The 18,074-nt window shown below is 64.7% G+C and carries 23 protein-coding genes; 11 read left to right on the top strand and 12 right to left on the bottom strand.

Annotated features, from left to right (window positions below; all coding sequences use genetic code 11):
• Nucleotides 1-13: 13 nt before the first annotated feature.
• The 3 genes from FA90_RS11810 to FA90_RS11800 form a co-directional block, all read right to left on the bottom strand.
• Nucleotides 14-535, bottom strand: a complete 522-nt coding sequence (locus FA90_RS11810) for a hypothetical protein (protein ID WP_036168926.1) — start codon at nt 533-535, stop codon at nt 14-16.
• Nucleotides 520-1,533 carry a CoA ester lyase gene (locus FA90_RS11805; protein ID WP_036168922.1) on the bottom strand — a complete coding sequence of 338 codons (1,014 nt, stop codon included), beginning with the start codon at nt 1,531-1,533 and terminating at the stop codon, nt 520-522. Before FA90_RS11805 ends, FA90_RS11810 begins: the two co-directional genes overlap by 16 nt.
• Nucleotides 1,534-1,624: 91 nt before the next feature.
• Entirely contained in the window at nt 1,625-2,617 is a 993-nt protein-coding gene (locus FA90_RS11800) for a malate dehydrogenase (protein ID WP_036168920.1), read from the bottom strand.
• A gap of 288 nt (nt 2,618-2,905) precedes the next feature.
• Between FA90_RS11800 and FA90_RS11795 the strand changes: the two genes are divergently transcribed.
• The 7 genes from FA90_RS11795 to gltA all read left to right on the top strand — a co-directional run bounded on the left by FA90_RS11795 (nt 2,906) and on the right by gltA (nt 9,065).
• Nucleotides 2,906-3,712: a GntR family transcriptional regulator gene (locus FA90_RS11795; protein ID WP_036168918.1), complete on the top strand. Its 807-nt coding sequence runs from the start codon at nt 2,906-2,908 to the stop codon at nt 3,710-3,712.
• A gap of 303 nt (nt 3,713-4,015) precedes the next feature.
• A complete protein-coding gene (gene sdhC, locus FA90_RS11790) occupies nt 4,016-4,366 on the top strand; it encodes a succinate dehydrogenase, cytochrome b556 subunit (protein WP_239700692.1) in 351 nt (116 codons plus the stop codon).
• Between the two features lies 1 nt (nt 4,367).
• Nucleotides 4,368-4,739 carry a succinate dehydrogenase, hydrophobic membrane anchor protein gene (gene sdhD / locus FA90_RS26420; RefSeq protein WP_036168916.1) on the top strand — a complete coding sequence of 124 codons (372 nt, stop codon included), beginning with the start codon at nt 4,368-4,370 and terminating at the stop codon, nt 4,737-4,739.
• 3 nt (nt 4,740-4,742) lie between these two features.
• Nucleotides 4,743-6,521 carry a succinate dehydrogenase flavoprotein subunit gene (gene sdhA / locus FA90_RS11780; protein WP_036168913.1) on the top strand — a complete coding sequence of 593 codons (1,779 nt, stop codon included), beginning with the start codon at nt 4,743-4,745 and terminating at the stop codon, nt 6,519-6,521.
• A gap of 35 nt (nt 6,522-6,556) precedes the next feature.
• Nucleotides 6,557-7,267 carry a succinate dehydrogenase iron-sulfur subunit gene (locus FA90_RS11775; protein WP_036168911.1) on the top strand — a complete coding sequence of 237 codons (711 nt, stop codon included), beginning with the start codon at nt 6,557-6,559 and terminating at the stop codon, nt 7,265-7,267.
• Nucleotides 7,268-7,451: 184 nt separating this feature from the next.
• Entirely contained in the window at nt 7,452-7,718 is a 267-nt protein-coding gene (locus FA90_RS11770) for a succinate dehydrogenase assembly factor 2 (protein ID WP_156116678.1), read from the top strand.
• 45 nt (nt 7,719-7,763) lie between these two features.
• A complete protein-coding gene (gene gltA, locus FA90_RS11765; protein ID WP_036168909.1) occupies nt 7,764-9,065 on the top strand; it encodes a citrate synthase in 1,302 nt (433 codons plus the stop codon).
• Between the two features lie 155 nt (nt 9,066-9,220).
• Here gltA and FA90_RS11760 read toward each other — a convergent pair whose 3' ends face one another.
• The 3 genes from FA90_RS11760 to FA90_RS11750 form a co-directional block, all read right to left on the bottom strand.
• Complete coding sequence (locus FA90_RS11760) at nt 9,221-9,472, bottom strand: DUF3297 family protein (protein WP_036168907.1); 252 nt, start codon at nt 9,470-9,472, stop codon at nt 9,221-9,223.
• 82 nt (nt 9,473-9,554) lie between these two features.
• Entirely contained in the window at nt 9,555-10,451 is an 897-nt protein-coding gene (locus FA90_RS26955) for a PEP-CTERM sorting domain-containing protein (protein WP_197065289.1), read from the bottom strand.
• A 113-nt stretch (nt 10,452-10,564) separates the two neighbouring features.
• Nucleotides 10,565-11,032 carry an Lrp/AsnC family transcriptional regulator gene (locus FA90_RS11750; protein ID WP_036168903.1) on the bottom strand — a complete coding sequence of 156 codons (468 nt, stop codon included), beginning with the start codon at nt 11,030-11,032 and terminating at the stop codon, nt 10,565-10,567.
• Nucleotides 11,033-11,198: 166 nt separating this feature from the next.
• Between FA90_RS11750 and FA90_RS11745 the strand changes: the two genes are divergently transcribed.
• Nucleotides 11,199-12,134, top strand: coding sequence for a DMT family transporter (locus FA90_RS11745; protein ID WP_239700690.1), 936 nt, complete (start codon nt 11,199-11,201; stop codon nt 12,132-12,134).
• Between the two features lie 8 nt (nt 12,135-12,142).
• On the opposite strand, the gene FA90_RS11740 is transcribed toward FA90_RS11745, so the two are convergent.
• Both FA90_RS11740 and FA90_RS11735 read right to left on the bottom strand, forming a co-directional pair.
• Complete coding sequence (locus FA90_RS11740; RefSeq protein ID WP_036168901.1) at nt 12,143-12,835, bottom strand: SOS response-associated peptidase; 693 nt, start codon at nt 12,833-12,835, stop codon at nt 12,143-12,145.
• On the bottom strand, nt 12,826-13,485 hold the full coding sequence (locus tag FA90_RS11735; protein WP_051971728.1) for a TetR/AcrR family transcriptional regulator: 660 nt from the start codon (nt 13,483-13,485) through the stop codon (nt 12,826-12,828). The genes FA90_RS11740 and FA90_RS11735 overlap by 10 nt, the downstream gene beginning before the upstream one ends.
• 161 nt (nt 13,486-13,646) lie before the next feature.
• Between FA90_RS11735 and FA90_RS11730 the strand changes: the two genes are divergently transcribed.
• A complete protein-coding gene (locus FA90_RS11730; RefSeq protein ID WP_036168899.1) occupies nt 13,647-14,210 on the top strand; it encodes an isochorismatase family protein in 564 nt (187 codons plus the stop codon).
• Nucleotides 14,211-14,240: 30 nt separating this feature from the next.
• On the opposite strand, the gene FA90_RS11725 is transcribed toward FA90_RS11730, so the two are convergent.
• Both FA90_RS11725 and FA90_RS11720 read right to left on the bottom strand, forming a co-directional pair.
• On the bottom strand, nt 14,241-14,642 hold the full coding sequence (locus FA90_RS11725; protein WP_156116677.1) for a hypothetical protein: 402 nt from the start codon (nt 14,640-14,642) through the stop codon (nt 14,241-14,243).
• Between the two features lie 20 nt (nt 14,643-14,662).
• Nucleotides 14,663-15,016: a hypothetical protein gene (locus tag FA90_RS11720; protein ID WP_036168896.1), complete on the bottom strand. Its 354-nt coding sequence runs from the start codon at nt 15,014-15,016 to the stop codon at nt 14,663-14,665.
• Between the two features lie 126 nt (nt 15,017-15,142).
• Here FA90_RS11720 and FA90_RS25005 point away from each other — a divergent pair, with 126 nt between their 5' ends.
• Nucleotides 15,143-15,691 (top strand): nuclear transport factor 2 family protein, encoded by a 549-nt coding sequence (locus FA90_RS25005; RefSeq protein ID WP_051971727.1) that lies wholly within the window; start codon nt 15,143-15,145, stop codon nt 15,689-15,691.
• Nucleotides 15,692-15,693: 2 nt separating this feature from the next.
• Here FA90_RS25005 and FA90_RS11710 read toward each other — a convergent pair whose 3' ends face one another.
• A complete protein-coding gene (locus tag FA90_RS11710) occupies nt 15,694-16,149 on the bottom strand; it encodes an FKBP-type peptidyl-prolyl cis-trans isomerase (protein WP_036168886.1) in 456 nt (151 codons plus the stop codon).
• 231 nt (nt 16,150-16,380) lie between these two features.
• Between FA90_RS11710 and gluQRS the strand changes: the two genes are divergently transcribed.
• Entirely contained in the window at nt 16,381-17,271 is an 891-nt protein-coding gene (gene gluQRS / locus FA90_RS11705) for a tRNA glutamyl-Q(34) synthetase GluQRS (protein WP_036168884.1), read from the top strand.
• Nucleotides 17,272-17,339: 68 nt separating this feature from the next.
• Here the strand turns inward: gluQRS and FA90_RS11700 are convergent, their stop codons facing one another.
• Entirely contained in the window at nt 17,340-17,975 is a 636-nt protein-coding gene (locus tag FA90_RS11700; RefSeq protein ID WP_051971726.1) for a CHRD domain-containing protein, read from the bottom strand.
• Nucleotides 17,976-18,074 lie beyond the last annotated feature (99 nt).

The following is an 18,074-nucleotide window of genomic DNA, read 5'->3' as shown; positions in this document are numbered from 1 at the left end:
ATTTTGTTGTTACTTACGACTTCTTTTCCGCCGGCGCCGGCGCAGCGGCGACGATCGGCTTGGGTTCGGCGGGCTTGCATTCGTTGGCCAGCTGGCGGTTCAGCTTGGAGTCGAGCAGGATGCCCTTGGCCGGGATGCCGATCCAGATCAGGCCGAATTTGGTGTTCTCGAAGCGCTGGGCGCCGGTGGTGGTGCCGACGCGGTCGAGGCGGTGCAGGCGGTTCTTCCAGCGCAGCGCGATGTGGCCGTCATCCTTCTCATTCGTGTAGATGACGACCTTGTTGTTCAATTCGCACGAGTAATCGGTGACGGCGGTGTCGGTGATGTCCGGTTCCGGCTCGTCGTCGGCGACCGGCGAGGCCTCCGCCTCTTCCTTCTTGGCCTTCTTGTGCTTGGCCTTGGCCTTGGCTTTCAGGACCTCGGTGGCCTTCGGGTGGGTTTTGTGGATGTCTTCGGCGGCCGCGGGCGCGCACAGGCCGGCGGCCGCGAGCGCGACGGCGCAGGCGGCGAGAAGTTGTTTCAGGTTGATGGCCATTGGATGGATTCCGGTTGATTGACGAGTGCCGCCGCGGTCTCCGGCAGCGCAAGGCCGGCCAGCTTCGCGCGCTGCAACACCGTCCAATAATATCGGTAGCTGGCGCGGTCGTGCAAGCGGCCATCCTGGGCGATCGGGCCCCAGTCGGCGGCGATCGCAGCGTGCAGGATGCGCGCCGCGGCGTCGACGTCTTCCAGGCGTGGCGTGAACGCATCGACGATCGGCCGGATCTGCCCCGGATGGATGCTCCACATGCGCGTGAAGCCGAATTCGCGGGCGGCGCGGCGGGCGTCATCGACGATGACCGCACCGTCCTTGATCTCGGTCGTCACATTATGCGAAGGGACTTTGTCATACGCATGACATGCCGCAACCATTTCCAGCTTGGCGCGCACCACCAGCGGATGGGTAAATTGACCCGGCGAGCGCATCGCGGTGTCGGGAATCGCGCCGTAATGCGCTGAGACGAAATCCATGATGCCGAACGACAGGCACTCGACCTGGGGCAGGGCGGCGACCTGGAACACCTCGCGCAGCGCGCCGTGGGTCTCGATCAGCACGTGCAGCGGCAGCGGATTGTCGGGCGTGCGTCCGGCCGCGGCGGCGGCGCGGTTGACGATCTCCTGGGCGCGCAGCACGTCGGCCACGCCCTCGACTTTCGGCAGCACCACGTAGGCCAGGGCGTGCCCGGCCGCGCCGACGACGGTCTCGACGTCGCGCGAGAAATGCTCACTCCCCACGTCGTGCAGGCGCGCGCCGATGCGGCCGAATGCGTTGTCGCCGGAGCGCAGCAGGCTGGCGGCCAGCTCGGCGTGCTCGCGCTCGCGGCCGGCGCTGGCGCCGTCCTCGCAGTCGAAGGTGATGTCGAAGAGGGGCCCAAGCTCTTGTTGCAAAGCCATCGACTTGCGCATGAGCTTCTCGCTGCCGGCGTAATGGTCGCAGACGGGGAGCAGCAGCGGCTGGCGTTGGCCCTGGAATAAAACCTCGGAAGGGTGCATGTCAGTGGATGAATGTAAAGGGAATCGCCGCCCCGGCCTGCGCCGGGGCGACGTCTTGACTCAATGTAGCGTGCGCGGTGCGCGCGCGGTATTACTGGCCCAGCAGGTGCGCCACGCCGTTGCGCTCTTCGTTGAGCTCGTCCAGCGTCTTGTTGATGCGCTCTTGCGAGAACTGGTCGATGTCCAGGCCTTGCACGATCTTGTACTCGCCGTTTTCGGTGGTCACCGGGAAGCCGAACACGATGCCTTCCGGGATGCCGTACGAACCGTCCGACGGGATGCCCATCGTGGTCCACTTGCCGTTGGTGCCCAGCACCCAGTCACGCACGTGGTCGATGGCGGCGTTGGCGGCCGAAGCGGCCGACGAGGCGCCGCGCGCGTCGATGATGGCGGCGCCGCGCTTGCCCACGGTCGGCAGGAAGGTGTTGGCGTTCCATTCCTGGTCGTTGATCATGTCCTTCAGCGACTGGCCGTCGGCGGTGGCGAAGCGGTAGTCGGCGTACATGGTCGGCGAGTGGTTGCCCCACACGATCATCTTTTCGATCGAGCCGACCGGCTTGCCGGCCTTGGCGGCCACTTGCGACAGCGCGCGGTTGTGGTCCAGCCGCAGCATGGCGGTGAAGTTCTTGGCCGGCAGGTTCGGCGCCGATTTCATCGCGATGTAGGCGTTGGTGTTGGCCGGGTTGCCGACCACCAGCACTTTGACGTCGCGCGAAGCGACGGCGTCCAGCGCCTTGCCCTGCACGGTAAAGATCTGGGCGTTGGCTTCCAGCAGGTCCTTGCGCTCCATGCCCGGGCCGCGCGGACGCGCGCCGACCAGCAGGGCCACGTCGGCGTCCTTGAATGCGGTCATCGGGTCGCTGTGCGCGGTCATGCCGGCCAGCAGCGGGAATGCGCAGTCGTCGATTTCCATCATGACGCCCTTGAGCGCTTTCTGTGCTTTTTCGTTATCGATTTCGAGCAGCTGCAGAATGACCGGCTGGTCCTTGCCCAGCATGTCGCCGTTGGCGATGCGGAACAGCAGGGAATAGCCGATCTGGCCGGCCGCGCCGGTGACGGCAACGCGCATTGGGGTTTTAGCCATGATGAATCTCCAAGTGTGGGAAACGGAAAAGCGAAACGGAAACGTAACGCAAATAAGTAGCGACGCCGAGGATACGCCGGTTGAATGAAACTGCAATCATACCAAAATCGTATCCGCAATTTGAACATGTGGCGCGTGGCCTTGCGGGCGCGCCCACGCACAATCGACCGCGAGTGTAGTCCTCGCGTAATCCATCTGTCAATTCATATCATATGTCTTATATAAGACACATAATCTTGGTCTCTCTGCACTGGACGCAGAGGGGGATTTGTGAAAAAATCGCAGTCCATGAACCAAGCTCCGTCAAATCCGAACAGCAATGGCGCCGCGGCAAGCAATGCGGCCGGCGCCGGTGGCGTGAATTCCGGAGCGACGCCATCGCCGACGTTCTCTCCGCTGTACCAGCAGATCAAGGCCCTGATCACCCAGAGCCTGCAGTCCGGCGAATGGAAGCCGGGCGAACTGATCCCCAGCGAGGTCGAGCTGGCCGGCCGCTACAAGGTCAGCCAGGGCACGGTGCGCAAGGCGATCGACGAGCTGGCGGCCGAGCACCTGGTCGTGCGGCGCCAGGGCAAAGGCACCTTCGTGGCCAGCCACAACGAGGCGCGCGCCCACTTCCGCTTCCTGAAACTGATGCCCGACGAGGGCGTGCCCCATCATCCCGACCACGACTACCTCGAAGTCAAGCGCATCCGTGCGCCGGCCGAGGTGGCGCGCCTGCTCGACCTGAAATCGGGCGACGCGGTGGTCTACATCAAGCGCCTGATGACCTTCGACGGCGCGCCGACCATCCTGGAAGAGCTGTGGCTGCCCGGGCAGCTGTTCAAGGGCCTGACGGCGGAGCGGCTGGCGGAATACAAGGGACCGATGTACGGCTTGTTCGAGTCCGAGTTCGGCACGCGCATGATCCGCGCGACCGAGAAGATCCGCGCCGTGGCGGCCGACGCCGCGAATGCCCAGCTGTTGAAGATCGCGGAAGGCGCGCCGCTGCTGTGCGTGGATCGGGTGTCGTTCACGTATGGCGACAAGGCGGTGGAATTGCGGCGCGGTTTGTATCTGACTGCGCAGCACCACTACCAGAACGAACTGTCATGAGAAACGCCACACGCACCGAGCGTGCGTTGCATGCCAACAGCACAGCTGCCGTTCGCTAGAGTTCGTGTGGCGTTTGAACAGCTTTTGAGCTAGCTCTATGCTGGTGCATGTTTCGCTTGTAGCAGATACAATGCTTTGTTTTTCGGAAAGCGTCGGAGAGGCCCCGGCCGGCGATTTCCAGGCGACCAAATTGCGGGTAGATAACTATTCAGTATTAGAGGGAGGTGTAGCATGTCCGAAGCCATCACTGAGCTAAAAAAGCGAGGGCAGCCGATCCGTAATATCAACATTACGGATATCACGATGAACTACAAGCAGCCGCCGTCGGCGATCGTCTCGATCCTGCACCGCATCAGCGGCTTCGTGCTGTTCCTGGCCTTGCCGTTCCTGCTGTACCTGCTGGAACAGAGCCTGGTCTCCGAAACCACGTACGCGCATTTTGCCGGCATCATGAGCAATGGCTTCGTCAAGCTGATCGTGCTGGTGCTGGCCGCAGGCTACATCCACCATTTCATCGGCGGCATCCGCCACCTGTTCATGGACAACCACATCGCCCTGGACAAGGACGACTCGCAGCGCACCGCGCGCTGGGTGATGGTGATCGACGTGATCCTGATCCTGCTGGTGGCCCTGAAACTGTTTGGAGTCTTTTGAAATGGCAAACAATAACAACAACATCGGACCGCGCCGCCTGGTCGTCGGCGCCCACTACGGCATCGGCGACTGGCTGATCCAGCGCCTGACCGGCCTGGTGCTGGCGATCTACACCGTCATCCTGCTCGTCTCGTTCTTTGGCGCCCACAACTTCAGCTACGAAGGCTGGGCCGGCCTGTTCTCGCACCAGTGGTTCAAGCTGTTCACCGCCGCGACCCTGCTCGGTATCTTCTACCACGTCTGGGTCGGCGTGCGTGACATCTTCATGGACTACATCAAGAACATCGGCGTGCGCCTGGTGCTGATGATCTTCTCGATCATCTGGCTGGTTTCCTGCGCCGTCTGGTCCGTGCAAATTCTCTGGAGCGTTTAAATCGTGGCAGCAATCAAATCTGCAATTCCCACCCGCCACTTCGATGTGGTGATCGTCGGCGCCGGCGGTTCCGGCCTGCGCGCCGCGCTGCAACTGTCCAACGCCGGCCTGAACGTTGCTGTGCTGTCGAAGGTCTTCCCAACCCGCTCGCACACCGTCGCCGCGCAGGGCGGCATCGGCGCCTCGCTGGGCAACATGAGCGAAGACGACTGGTACTGGCACATGTTCGACACCGTCAAGGGCTCGGACTACCTGGGCGACCAGGATGCGATCGAATTCATGTGCCGCGAAGCACCGAAGGTCGTGTATGAGCTCGAGCACTTCGGCATGCCGTTCGACCGTAACCCGGACGGCACCATCTACCAGCGTCCGTTCGGCGGCCACACCGCCAACTTCGGCGAGAAGCCGGTGCAGCGCGCCTGCGCCGCCGCCGACCGTACCGGCCACGCGCTGCTGCACACGCTGTACCAGCGCAACGTCCGCTCGCGCACGAAATTCTTCGTCGAATGGCAGGCGCTCGACCTGGTCCGCAACGCCGACGGCGACGTGCTCGGCGTGATCGCGCTGGAAATGGAAACCGGCGACGTGATGATGCTGCAAGCCAAGACCACCGTGTTCGCGACCGGCGGCGCCGGCCGTATCTTCGCGGCCTCGACCAACGCCTTCATCAACACCGGCGACGGCCTGGGCATGGCGGCACGCGCCGGCCTGCCGCTTGAAGACATGGAGTTCTGGCAATTCCACCCGACCGGCGTGGCCGGCGCGGGCGTGCTGATCACCGAAGGCGTGCGCGGCGAAGGCGGCATCCTGATCAACAGCAACGGCGAACGCTTCATGGAGCGCTACGCGCCGACCCTGAAGGACCTGGCGCCGCGCGACTTCGTGTCGCGCTCGATGGACCAGGAGATCAAGGAAGGCCGCGGCGTCGGCCCGAACAAGGACCACGTGCTGCTGGACCTGCGCCACATCGGCGCGGACACGATCCGCAAGCGCCTGCCGTCGATCCTGGAAATCGGCCACAAGTTCGCCAACGTCGACGCGACCAAGGAACCGATCCCGGTCGTCCCGACCATCCACTACCAGATGGGAGGCATCCCGACCAACATCCACGGCCAGGTCGTGGCTCCGGACGGTACCGGCGGCCAGAAGATCGTCAACGGCCTGTACGCGATCGGCGAATGCTCGTGCGTGTCGGTGCACGGCGCCAACCGCCTGGGCACCAACTCGCTGCTCGACCTGGTGGTGTTCGGCCGCGCGGCCGGCAACCACATCGTCGCGCAGAACCTGAAAGAGCAGGGCAACCGCGCGCTGCCGGGCGACTTCGCCGACTACGCGCTGGGCCGCCTGAATGCGCTGGAAACCTCGACCGGCGGCGAGAAGGTGCAGCACGTCGCCAACGACATCCGCGCCACGATGCAGAAGTTCTGCGGCGTGTTCCGTACCCAGGCCCTGATGGACGAAGGCGTGCGCGAGATCATGAAGCTGGACGAGCGCCGCAAGCACGTGTCGTTCAAGGACAAGTCGAAGGTGTTCAACACCGCGCGCATCGAAGCGATCGAGCTGGACAACCTGATCGAAGTGGCCAAGGCGACCATCGTGTCGGCCGCGGCGCGCAAGGAATCGCGCGGCGCCCACGCCCACAGCGACTTCCCGAACCGCGACGACGACAACTGGATGAAGCACTCGCTGTTCTACTCGAACGGCAACCGCCTCGAGTACAAGCCGGTCGTGACCAAGCCGCTGACGGTCGACACCTTCAAACCGAAGCCCCGTACGTTCTAAGCGTTCGAGTACAACAGATTATTTAGGTAAAACAAATGGCACGCACAGTCCAACTGAAGATTTACCGCTACGATCCGGACAAGGATACGAAGCCTTACATGCAAGACTACACGGTCGAGCTGAAAGACACCGACAAGATGCTGCTCGACGTCCTGCAGCGCATCAAGTCCGACGTCGACGATTCGATCGCACTGCGCCGTTCCTGCCGCGAAGGCGTGTGCGGTTCGGACGCAATGAACATCAACGGCAAGAACGGCCTGGCCTGCACCACCAACCTGAACGAGCTGAAGCAGCCGATCGTGCTGCGTCCGCTGCCGGGCCTGCCGGTCATCCGCGACCTGATCGTGGACATGACCAACTTCTTCAAGCAGTATCACTCGGTCAAGCCTTACCTGATCAACGAGTCGATCCCGCCGGAGAAAGAGCGTCTGCAGTCGCCCGAACAGCGCGAAGAGCTGGACGGCCTGTACGAGTGCATCCTGTGCGCCTGCTGCTCGACCTCGTGCCCGTCGTTCTGGTGGAACCCGGATAAGTTCGTCGGCCCGGCCGGCCTGCTGCAGGCCTACCGCTTCATCGCCGACTCGCGCGACGAAGCGACCAACGACCGCCTGGACAACCTGGAAGACCCGTACCGCCTGTTCCGCTGCAAGTCGATCATGAACTGCACGGACGTGTGCCCGAAAGGTCTGAATCCGAACAAGGCGATCGGCAAGATCAAGGAAATGCTGATCCGCCGCGCGCTGTAAGGCGGCGTCGCCCGGTCGTGCAGGGTGGGTTCCGCGAGCCCACCCTACGGCGCGGCGCAGATGTCGCTAAATAGGTATATTTCTGGCGGCATGGTGCCCAAAGTGTTGCAATAAATATAGTAGAACTACGGTACTGCCGCGCTGCGGCAGCCAGAGTATAGTGTTGACCGAACAACGGAATCCAGTGAAAACGCATCAATCCGATCCTGCCAATCGCGCCCGCCTGCGCTGGCGCGCGCGGCGGGGCCTGCTCGAAAACGACTTGATCCTGACGCGCTTCCTCGACGCACACGAAGAGGAACTGACGGACGAGGAAGTCGATGCGCTGACCCGCTTGCTGGACCTGGCGGACAACCCGCTGATGGACCTGATGCTGGGACGCAGCGAACCCGAGGGCGAGGTCGACCTGCCGCATGTGCGCGCCTTGGTAGAGCGCCTGCGGCAAGCATAGGAAAACCTCTTTTAATTTGACCCACCTCCAAGAAAAGGAAGTGCCATGAACATCTCTGATACCAAAGCCACCCTGTCGTTCTCGGACGGCAGCCCGTCGGTCGACATGCCGATCTACAAGGGCACGATCGGCCCGGACGTCATCGACATCCGCAAGCTGTACGGCCAGACCGGCAAGTTCACCTACGACCCTGGCTTCATGTCGACCGCGGCTTGCAACTCGAGCATCACCTACATCGACGGCGACAAGGGCGAGCTGCTGTACCGCGGCTATCCGATCGAGCAACTGGCCGTCAACTGCGACTTCCTGGAAACCTGCTACCTGCTGCTGAACGGCGAGCTGCCGACTGCTGAACAAAAGACCAAGTTCACCGACACCGTCACCAAGCACACCATGGTGCACGAGCAGATGCAATTCTTCTTCCGTGGATTCCGCCGCGACGCGCACCCGATGGCCGTGCTGGTGGGCACCGTCGGCGCGCTGTCGTCGTTCTACCACGACTCGCTCGACATCAACGATCCCGAGCAGCGCGAGATCTCGGCGATCCGCCTGATCGCCAAGCTGCCGACCCTGGTCGCGATGGCATACAAGTACAACGTCGGCCAACCGTTCGCGTACCCGCGCAACGATCTGTCGTACAGCGCGAACTTCATGCACATGATGTTCTCGAACCCGTGCGAAGAGTACAAGGTCAACGACGTGCTGGTGCGCGCCCTGGATCGCATCCTGATCCTGCACGCCGACCACGAGCAGAACGCATCGACCTCGACCGTCCGCCTGGCCGGTTCGTCGGGCGCCAACCCGTTCGCCTGTATCGCAGCCGGCATCGCCTGCCTGTGGGGCCCGGCGCACGGCGGCGCCAACGAAGCCGCACTGAACATGCTGAAGGAAATCGGCAGCGTCGAGAACATCCCTGCCTTCATCGAGAAGGTCAAGGACAAGACCTCGGGCGTGAAGCTGATGGGCTTCGGTCACCGCGTCTACAAGAACTTCGACCCGCGCGCCAAGCTGATGCGCGAAACCTGCCACGAAGTGCTGAACGAGCTGGGCCTGCACGACGACCCGCTGTTCAAGCTGGCGATGGAGCTGGAGAAGATCGCCCTGAACGACGAATACTTCGTGTCGCGCAAGCTGTACCCGAACGTCGACTTCTACTCGGGCATCGTGCAGTCGGCCCTGGGCATCCCGGTCTCGCTGTTCACCGGCATCTTCGCGATGGCCCGTACCGTGGGCTGGATCGCCCAGTGGAACGAGATGATCGCCGATCCGGAACAGAAGATCGGCCGTCCGCGCCAGCTGTTCGTGGGCTCGGAGCGCCGCGACGTGCCGGCAGTGGACAAGCGTTGATTCGCTGTCCTCTCCCATGATGAACGGGCCTGCGGGCCCGTTTTTTTATGGATGCGTTTCCGGCGCCATGTTCGTCCTGCTGGCGCCGATCCAACAAAAAACGGCCGCCGGATCACTCCGGCGGCCGTTCGCATGTTCGGCGGTTAAACGAGAAATCAGTCCTGGTAATACGGCTCGACCGTACCCTTCAGCTTGATCAGCATCGGCTTGCCCTTGCGGTCCAGGGTCTTGCCGGCGGCGACCTTGATCCAGCCTTCGCTGATGCAATATTCCTCGACGTCGATGCGTTCCTTGCCGTTGAAGCGGATGCCGACCGGGTGCTTGAAGACGTCCGCGTTGTGGTGCGGGCTCTTCGGGTCGATGGACAGGCGGTCGGGCAGGGGTGGGGTTTGGGTAGTATCGTTCATGGCAAGATTATCCACGATTCCCGGTCCGGAGGCGAGCACGCGCGCATGCGCGCGCTCGCGAGGGACAACGGTAAAACGGGATTCAGGCGGCGTTTTTGCGGCGATTGCGGCGGCGGTTGGCCAGCCCCAGACCGAGCGCACCCAGCCCCAGCAGGGCCAGCGACGACGGCTCGGCCACCGTGGCGGCCGGCTTGGACGCCAGCTGGGTGGTGTTGGCGAACTGCCAGTTGACGATGTCCTGGTTCTCGTAGCCGCCGCCGGTGCTGGCGGTGAAGCCGACGTAGGCTTGCGTGGTGCCCAGGATGCTGGCGATGTCGATCGCATAGCTGTTGATGGCGACCCAGGAGGCGCCCTTGGCCGGGTCGGTCAGGTAGGTGGTCAGCTTGCTGCCGTCGTAGCTGATGTTGACGCTCCACAGGTCGCCGTTGGCCATGCAGCCGGCCGCCTTGTAGGTGGTGGACGTGCTGCAGTTGCTGACGCCGTACACCGAGTTGGTGTAGACGCTGGCGGCGTTGCCGTTGACGTCGATGCCGACGTGGTTGCTCGAGTTGCCGTCGATCGCGCCATTGTTGTAGGTGTCGAATTCGATCGCCACGCTTTTCGCCTGGCTCGCGGTCGGCAGGCCGAGCGCATAGCCATTGTTGCCCAGGCCGGTGGCGCTGTTGGACAGGACGAAGGCGATGCCGTCGGCCGGGGCGATGCCGCCCGGGTTGGTGAAGCGGAAATCGAAGGTGGTGCTGAAGGTCGCGTTGGCGCCCAGCGTGATCGGCGTCGTGCTGTACGCCGCGCCGCCCTGGTAGCCGGTGGCGCTGGTCAGGCGCATGACGGTGCCGTCGGCGGTGCTGGTAGCCTTGGCGCTGCCCGCCGTCGAGAGGTTGGCGGCATCCGCGAAACCGTTGTAGCTCACCAGCGTCGCGTGCGCGGGCAAGGCCTGGCATGCGATCGCCAGGCTGGCGCAACCCATCAGCTTTTTCATCATCGTCATTTCCTTTGAATGTTTTTGATATTAAGCAACTTATATTTACCAGTTGCATCATAGCAGAAACAAATACTCAAGCGAAATGATCTGAAGTGACGGAATTGATGCTGTTGTTACAGCGTAACGGACGGCGCCCGCTTCAGGCAGCGCAGCGTGAAGGTCGAGCGCGTATGGCGCACGCCAGGCAGCTTGTAGAGCTTCTGGCGCAGGAAGCGCTCGTAACCTTCGGTACCGGCGACGGCCACCTTGATCAGGTAGTCGTATTCGCCCGACAGCAGGTAGGCCTCCATCACTTCCGGTAATTCGGCCAGCGCGTCGGAAAATGCCTTGAAGATCTCGTCATCGTGACGGTCCACCGTGACTTCGATGATGACCGTGTCCGGCACCCCGAGCGCACGCTGGTCGAGCACGGCGACGTAGCCCTGCACGTAGCCGGCTTCTTCCAGCACCTTGACCCGGTGCCAGCACGGCGTCGGCGACAGGTTGACCACTTCGGCCAGCTTCTGGTTGCTGATGCGGCCGTCCTGGCTGAGCGTGCGCAGGATCTTGCGGTCGATATCGTCGAGTTGTCCATCTTTCATACTGCTATCCTTCCTCGCTTTCGCGGAACCGTAAAATTCTCATCCATATTTTAGCGTATCGCTAGAAGATCCTTCTGTTGAGGCTGCGTTTTTGGCCGGTGTATGGAAGCACATTTTTTGTGCGGCGCATTAATATCGTGGCCTGATTTTCCAGCAGGAGTTTGTCGTGTCCCAAGCCGTATCGCGTGGTGGATTGACTCTCGGCGGCAGCGCCGTCTCGTCCGAGTTCGCACTGATGTTGCTCGCCCCCGCGCTGTTCGCGGCCAACCTCGTGGTGGCCCGCTGGGCCCAGGGCGCCGGCATCCCGCCGGTGTTCCTCGCCTTCGGCCGCTGGGCGCTGGCGTTCCTGATCCTGCTGCCGAGCACCGGTCCGAAACTGTGGGCGCAGCGCGCCGTCCTGCTGGCCAACTGGCCGCGCATCCTGCTGCTGGCCAGCCTCGGCATGGGCGTGGCTGTTGCACCGCAATACATCGGCGTGCGCCACACCAACGCGGCCAATGTGGCGATCATTTTCGCGGCCACGCCGGCGCTGGTGACGCTGGTCGAGATGCTCGGCTGGCGTGCGCGCGTCTCGCGCGGCCAGGCGGGCGGCATGCTGCTGGCCATCCTGGGCGTGCTGGTGGTGCTGTCCAAGGGACACATCGGCGCGCTGGGCGGCATCGAATTCGGCGCCGGCGACGTCTGGGTGGTGGTCGCCGCCTGCGGCTGGGCCTTCTACACGGTGTTCAACAAGCGCGTACCGCTGCCGCCGCTGGGCAGCACGGTCAAGCTGGCGGCGCTGATTCTCGGCGGCGCGCTGGCGCTGGCGCCGTTCGCTGCCTGGGAAGCCTTCAGCGGCGACGTGCCGAACTTCCTGGATGGCCGCGTCTATGTGGCGCTCGGTTTCCTGGCCGTGGTGCCGAGCCTGGGCGCCTATTATTTCTATGACCGCCTGGTGGCCGTGGCCGGTCCGGCGCGCGCCAGCATGAGCCTGTACCTGATCCCGCTGTTCGCCACGCTCACCGCCTGGCCGCTGCTGGGCGAAGCCCCGCACCTGTATCACGTGGCCGGCTTCGGCGTCATCCTGGCCGGCGTCGCGCTGTCCAGCATGCGCAAGAAATAATCATCTGATCAAAACAGCGACAGGTTGACCGGCCCGGCCGGCTTCGACGGGGCCGGCGGCGTGCGCGGCGCGGCCCAGGCCTTCATCGACTCAGCCGGGTAGGGCCGCAGGAAGCTGCGCGCCAGTTCAGGGTCGCGGCAGCCGAGCCAGGCGTCGACCTCGTCATTCGGCAGCACCACCAGCGAACGCTTCTCGTCGCCCGGCTTGTGGAAGCGCCGCATCAGGGGATGGGTGTCGGCGTTGATCGTGATCTGGGTGAAAGCGGTCGAACGGCCGCCATCCGGCTCGCCCCACTCGCGCCACAGGCCCGCCACGAAGAACATCGATTCGTCCCGCATGCCGATGCCCCAGCGCTCGGCGCGTCCGCTTTCGTAGTTCGGCTCGTAAAAGCAGGTCATCGGCACCGCGCACAGCTGCGTGCGATACCAGGCCGGTGCGAACGAGCGCCGCTCGCCCAGCGATTCGGCCCGGGCATTCATGGTGTCGAACGGCTTGACGCCATCCGGGATGTGGCGGCGCGGCACCATGCCGTAGCTGGCCACGCACAGCTCGCGCCGGCCCCGGCTGCCCGCACGCAGGATCGGCGCCTGGTAGTCCTTCCAGGTCTCGCCCGGCCAGTCCCAGTCGCGATATAAATCGACCAGCACGCCGAGCACCATGTCCATCTGCTCGGGCAGGGGCGGGCGGTAGTTCACGCACATCGCATCGTCTCCACGTCCGGCTCCGCAGTCGTTTCCACGCTGGCCTTCAGGTAGGCGCGCAGCATGCGCCGGTATTCGTCGAGCAGGGCCGGCGCCGGGGCGCTGCCGTCCGGCATCTGGGCCACGCCCTTGAGCACGTGCAGCACCGCCAGCGCCATCGTCGCCAGATGCGCGTCGGATGCGCCGGTCAGCACCGCGCCCAGCAGTTCCCGCAAATTGTCGAGCATCATGCCGCGCAATGCGCGCCGGCTGTCGTCCAGGCCGCGCGCGTCGACCAGCGCCAGCGCCACGCCGCGTTCGGCATGCAGCCCCGACATGAAATCGACCAGCGCATCGGTCAGCGCCTGCGCGCGCAAGGGATGCGCGAGCGCGTCCACGCGCGCGCGCACGTGTGCGAGGCCCGCGCCCAGGCTTTCGGTATATTGGCGCAGCAGCGCGTCGGCCACCGCTTCCTTGGCCGGGAAGAAGCGGTACAGCGAGCCGATCGCCGTGTGCGAAGCGGCCGCGATCTCGGTCATCGTCACGGCTTCATAGCCCTTGTCGAGGAACAGCGCCGTGCTGGCCTGCAGGATGGCGGCAACGCGGTCGTGGCCGCGCTGGCGCTTGGGCGCCGCGCCACGCAGGGCAGTCGGAGAAGGCGAGTCGGTCATGGCATCGAGGTCGATAAGTGGCCAATAAGTAGCCACTGCATTATAGCCATTTGCATTGCCGCGCCGACCCGTCGATTGACTTATGCGAGGATACTCTCTACTATATTTGCGAGGATATCCTCGCATATCTCGCCAACAATTCAACCTCACCAGGAGCCGCCATGACGATCGCCCTCGACCCCAGCACCACCGCTTTGGTATTCATCGACCTGCAGCACGGCATCACCGGCCTGGACCTGGCGCCGCACGCGCCCAGCCAGGTCGTGGCCAATTGCGCTCGCCTCGCCGACGCCTACCGCGCCAAGGGCGCCACCATCGTCTACGTGCGCGTCGACCTGAACAACATGCACACCCACACGACCGACCGCGGCCGCGCGCACGGCGGCAACGTCCCGGCGATCGCCTCCGAGATCGTGCCGGAAGCCGGCATGCAGCCGGGCGACGCGCTGGTCACCAAGCGCCAGTGGGGCGCGTTTTATGCCACGGAACTCGAGCAGATCCTGCGCCGCCGCGGCGTCAAGACCGTGATCATGGCCGGCATCGCGACCAATATGGGCGTGGAATCGACCGCGCGCTCGGCATTCGACCAGGGTTACGACCTGGTGTTCGCCGAAGACGCGATGACCACCATGCGGGCGGACTGGCACGAGTTCGCCATTACCCAGATCTTCCCGATGATGGGCCGCGTGCGCAGCACCGAGGAACTGCTGGGCGCGATCGGCTGATCGACCCGGCTCAGGCTGGCGATAGTCCAGTCACCGGTTGCACTTGCCGCTGACGATCGCCCAGCCCCAGAACGGCAGCGCCAGCAGGCCGCCCAGGTTGACCGGCCCGATCGCGGGCGGGGCGTGTTTCATGGCGTCCGGGCGCCAGCACGAGGGCACCCGGGCATCGTCGACCTGGCGCGTGAACTTGCCGTAGGCGTCGCCGCGCAGGGCAGCGCCATCCTCGCCCTTGAGCGGCATCGGCTTGCTGTCGGCGAGGGTGTCGCGCACGGCCTTCCTGACGGCAGGATCGAGCATGAGCAGCTCGGGCTGCACCGCGCTCCTGCCGCCTTCGGTCTTTTGCCTCGACTCGAGCAGGTCTTGCGCGCCGGCGCTGAAGGTCAGTACGGTCAGCAGGCACAGCAGTGGCAGCGCCGGTGCAGAGCTTGTCATCGAAGGCATATCCCGGGCAGTCATTGGCATTTGCCGCGCACCTTGGCGACGGCGACGAAGGGAAGGGCAAGCCAGCCGCTCAGGAAGAAAGTCGGCTGGCGCTTCAAGCCTTCCGAGTGCAGGCAGTCCGGGACCGTGGCGTCGTCGACCTGGCGCCGGAACGACGTGTAGCTGTCGCCGCGCAGCAACGATGTGTCGCGCTGGAGTGGATCGGCCGGTTTTTCGGCCAGCGTCTGGCGCACCGCCTTTTCGACCGTGGCGTCGTGCCGCAACAGCTCGTAGACGGTCTTGCTCTTGACGTTGCTGGCGTCCTCGGCACTGGCGTCGAAGGCGAACGTGGCGGGAATCGCGAGCAGCAGGGCAATGCGTTTCATGGCGTCGGCGAGCGGTGGCGTTGACAGTCCTGTTAATGAATGTACACCAAACCGCCAGCTTGCACGGAAACTGGACAACTCGTTACATTTCAAAAGTACAATATTTTTTTATCGACGAGGACTGCCATGAAATCGCTGCTGCCGGCCTGCTGCCTGTTCTTGAGCTTGTTCGTGACATCCATTGTCGGCGCCGCAACGGCCAGCGCGGCCCCGGCCGACGCCGCGCTGGCGCGCGAGGTCAACGCCTTCGTGGACGGCTGGCACGACGATGCCGCGCACGCGCGCATGCGTTACTTCGACAAGATCGCGCCCGACGGCGTCTTCATCGGCACCGACCGCAGCGAACTGTGGCGGCGCGACGCCTTCCTGGCCTGGGGCCGCAAGTATTTCGAGGGCCGCAGCAAAGCCTGGGAATACCACGCGACGCGGCGCAACGTCTACGCATCGAAGGACGGCAAGACCGTCTGGTTCGACGAGCTGCTCGACGGCGACAAAGGCGCTCACTTCATGGCCAGCGGCGTGCTGGCGCGGACGCCGGCGGGCTTGCTGGTCGAGCACTACCAGCTGTCGGTGGCGGTGCCGAACGAGGTCGAGCCGCAAGTCGTCGACCTGGCGCGCGCGGCGGAATCGAAGGCCGAGGCCGAGGGCGCGCCCAAGGCGGACGTCGCCCGCTGACCTTACTGCACCGAGTTCAGCGTGATCTGGAACACCAGTCCGGAGTTCGGCGGCACCGAACCCTGGCCGCTCGCGCCATACCCCAGGCTGGCCGGGACCAGCACGGTGCGCGTGCCGCCCACCAGCATCCCGGTCACGCCCTGGTCGAAGCCGCCGATCGCCTGGTTCGATCCGATCGCGAACGAGAACGGACCGCTCTCGAGCTGCGTGCCCTTGTGGTCGGCGGCGGTATCGCTGTACAGCCAGAGCGTGTAGGTGACGCCGACGGTCTTGCCGCTCACCGCCTGGGCGCCGGTGCCGACCGTGTTGTCGGTGTAGCTCAGCTGGGACGGGCTGGCCACGGCGACGCTGCCGGAGGCTGAGGAACCGCCACCGCCACCGCCGCCGCATGCGGACAGGCTGAGCAGGACGGCGAGGCCGAGGGCGGAGGCGGCGGCGAACGGAAGCTTCGGTTTCATGATTTCCTTAACGAAATTCAAAAAACACCGAACATACCCGAGCCCGATGTAAAGATCGGCTTTACGTTTGTAGTACTTTGTTACAGGTAAGCTGACAGGTTGGCGGGCAGGCGCTTGTGCTAATGTGGCGCTTTCCCTACACGTCATCCAACCGCCGTGAGCTTCACCGAGACCGCGCCCCTATCTGCTGCTGATGCTGCTGCCGTAACCGTCCCCGCAACCCCCAGCTACGTGGGCCGCTTCGCCCCATCCCCGACTGGCGCCCTGCACGCCGGGTCGCTGGTGGCGGCGCTGGCCAGCTACCTCGACGCGCGTGCCCATGGCGGCCAATGGCTGGTACGGATCGAAGACATCGACGAAGGCCGCAGCGTGGCCGGCGTCGACGCGGAGATCCTGGCGCAGCTGGCCTGGCTCGGCATGCATTCCGATCGCGAGGTCGTGTGGCAGAGCCGCCGCAAGCACCTGTACCAGGCCGCCTACGACAGCCTGGCCGGCCACGCTTACGGCTGCGGCTGCAACCGGCGCGAGATCGCCGATTCGCGCCTCGGCTTCGCGCCCGACGGCGCCGCGCTCTACCCCGGCACCTGCCGCCATGGCTTGGCGCCGGGCCGCAGCGCGCGCAGCCTGCGCCTGCGCGTCCCCGATCCGGGCCGGGACGTGATCACTTTCGAGGATCGCTTTGCCGGCACGGTCAGCCAGAAGCTGGCCAGCGAGTCGGGCGACTTCGTGCTCAAGCGCGCCGACGGCTACTGGGCCTATCAGCTGGCGGTGGTGGTCGACGATGCCGCGCAGGGCGTGACCGACGTCGTGCGCGGCGCCGACCTGCTCGATTCGACCCCGCGCCAGATCTACCTGCAGCGCGTGCTCGGCGTGCCGCAGCCGCGCTACCTGCACGTGCCGGTGGTGCGCAATGCGCTCGGCGAAAAGCTGTCCAAGCAGACCGGCGCGCTGGCGGTGCGGCCAGGGGACGAGGGTGGGGCGGTGGCGGCGCTGCGCGCGGCGGCCGGGTTTCTCGGCCTCGAGGTGGGCGCGGCCGATTCGCTCGCCGGGTTTTATGCGGCGGCGGTACCGGCCTGGTCGCGCCTGCTCGAGGCGCGCGCGGGCGCGGACCGGAACACGTAAAAAGACGGCCGCCCGGTCGAGCAGCCGTCCCTTGCTTCAAGCGCTTCAAGCATGTCGTTCCAGCCGGATTACAGTTCCAGTCGCCGCCTCCTTCCCATCCACAGCAGGCCGCCGAGGCCCAGTCCCAGCATCGCCCACTCGGCCGGCTCCGGCACCGGGGCCGCCACCAGCCAGCCGCGGATTTCGCCGTTCGGGAAGTCGGTCGAGTGGATGTTGACGTAGGCCTGGTTGGCCGCGATCGCGTTCAGCAGGGCGGTGGTCGCGCTTTGCGGCGTGCCGCCGTTGGTAGCAATGAAGCCTGGATCGTAGGTCAAGGGGTCGTCGAGGGCGAAGGTGTTGACGTAGTTGCCGTAGGTCGCGCCGGTCGGGAAGGCGTCGAATGGCACGGCGACCGGTGCGGTGCCGCTGAAGGCGCTGGTGGTGCAGCAGTGGATGTGGGCGGCGGCGCTCGGACTGATCAGGTTTTGGAACGCGACGTCCACCGACATCGACGTGTTACCGACGTCGAGCTTGGTCAGGCTCCTCCCTGGCGAAGCGTTGGGCGGCAATTCCAGCGCGCCGCTGGCGTTGGCGGTGAAGAAGTTGCCGGCGCCCGAGGTATAAGCCCCGGGCGCGCTGCTTCCTCCACCGGTAGTCTGCGCCAGCGCCGGTACGGTCAGGCACGAGGCTGACGCCAGCGCGAGGACGGACAGAACTTGTTTCATGGATAGCTCCTTTTGAACATGACTCTGCAATACACCCCGTCCTGGGGTGCTTCATGAACGTAGCACCAGCGTTTGCGACACGCGCACACCGTACGGCTG

The organism is Massilia sp. 9096, assembly GCF_000745265.1.
Classification (GTDB): Bacteria; Pseudomonadota; Gammaproteobacteria; order Burkholderiales; family Burkholderiaceae_D; genus Telluria.
Note: the sequence above shows the minus strand (reverse complement) of the source record. Positions and strands in the feature narration are given on the sequence as shown.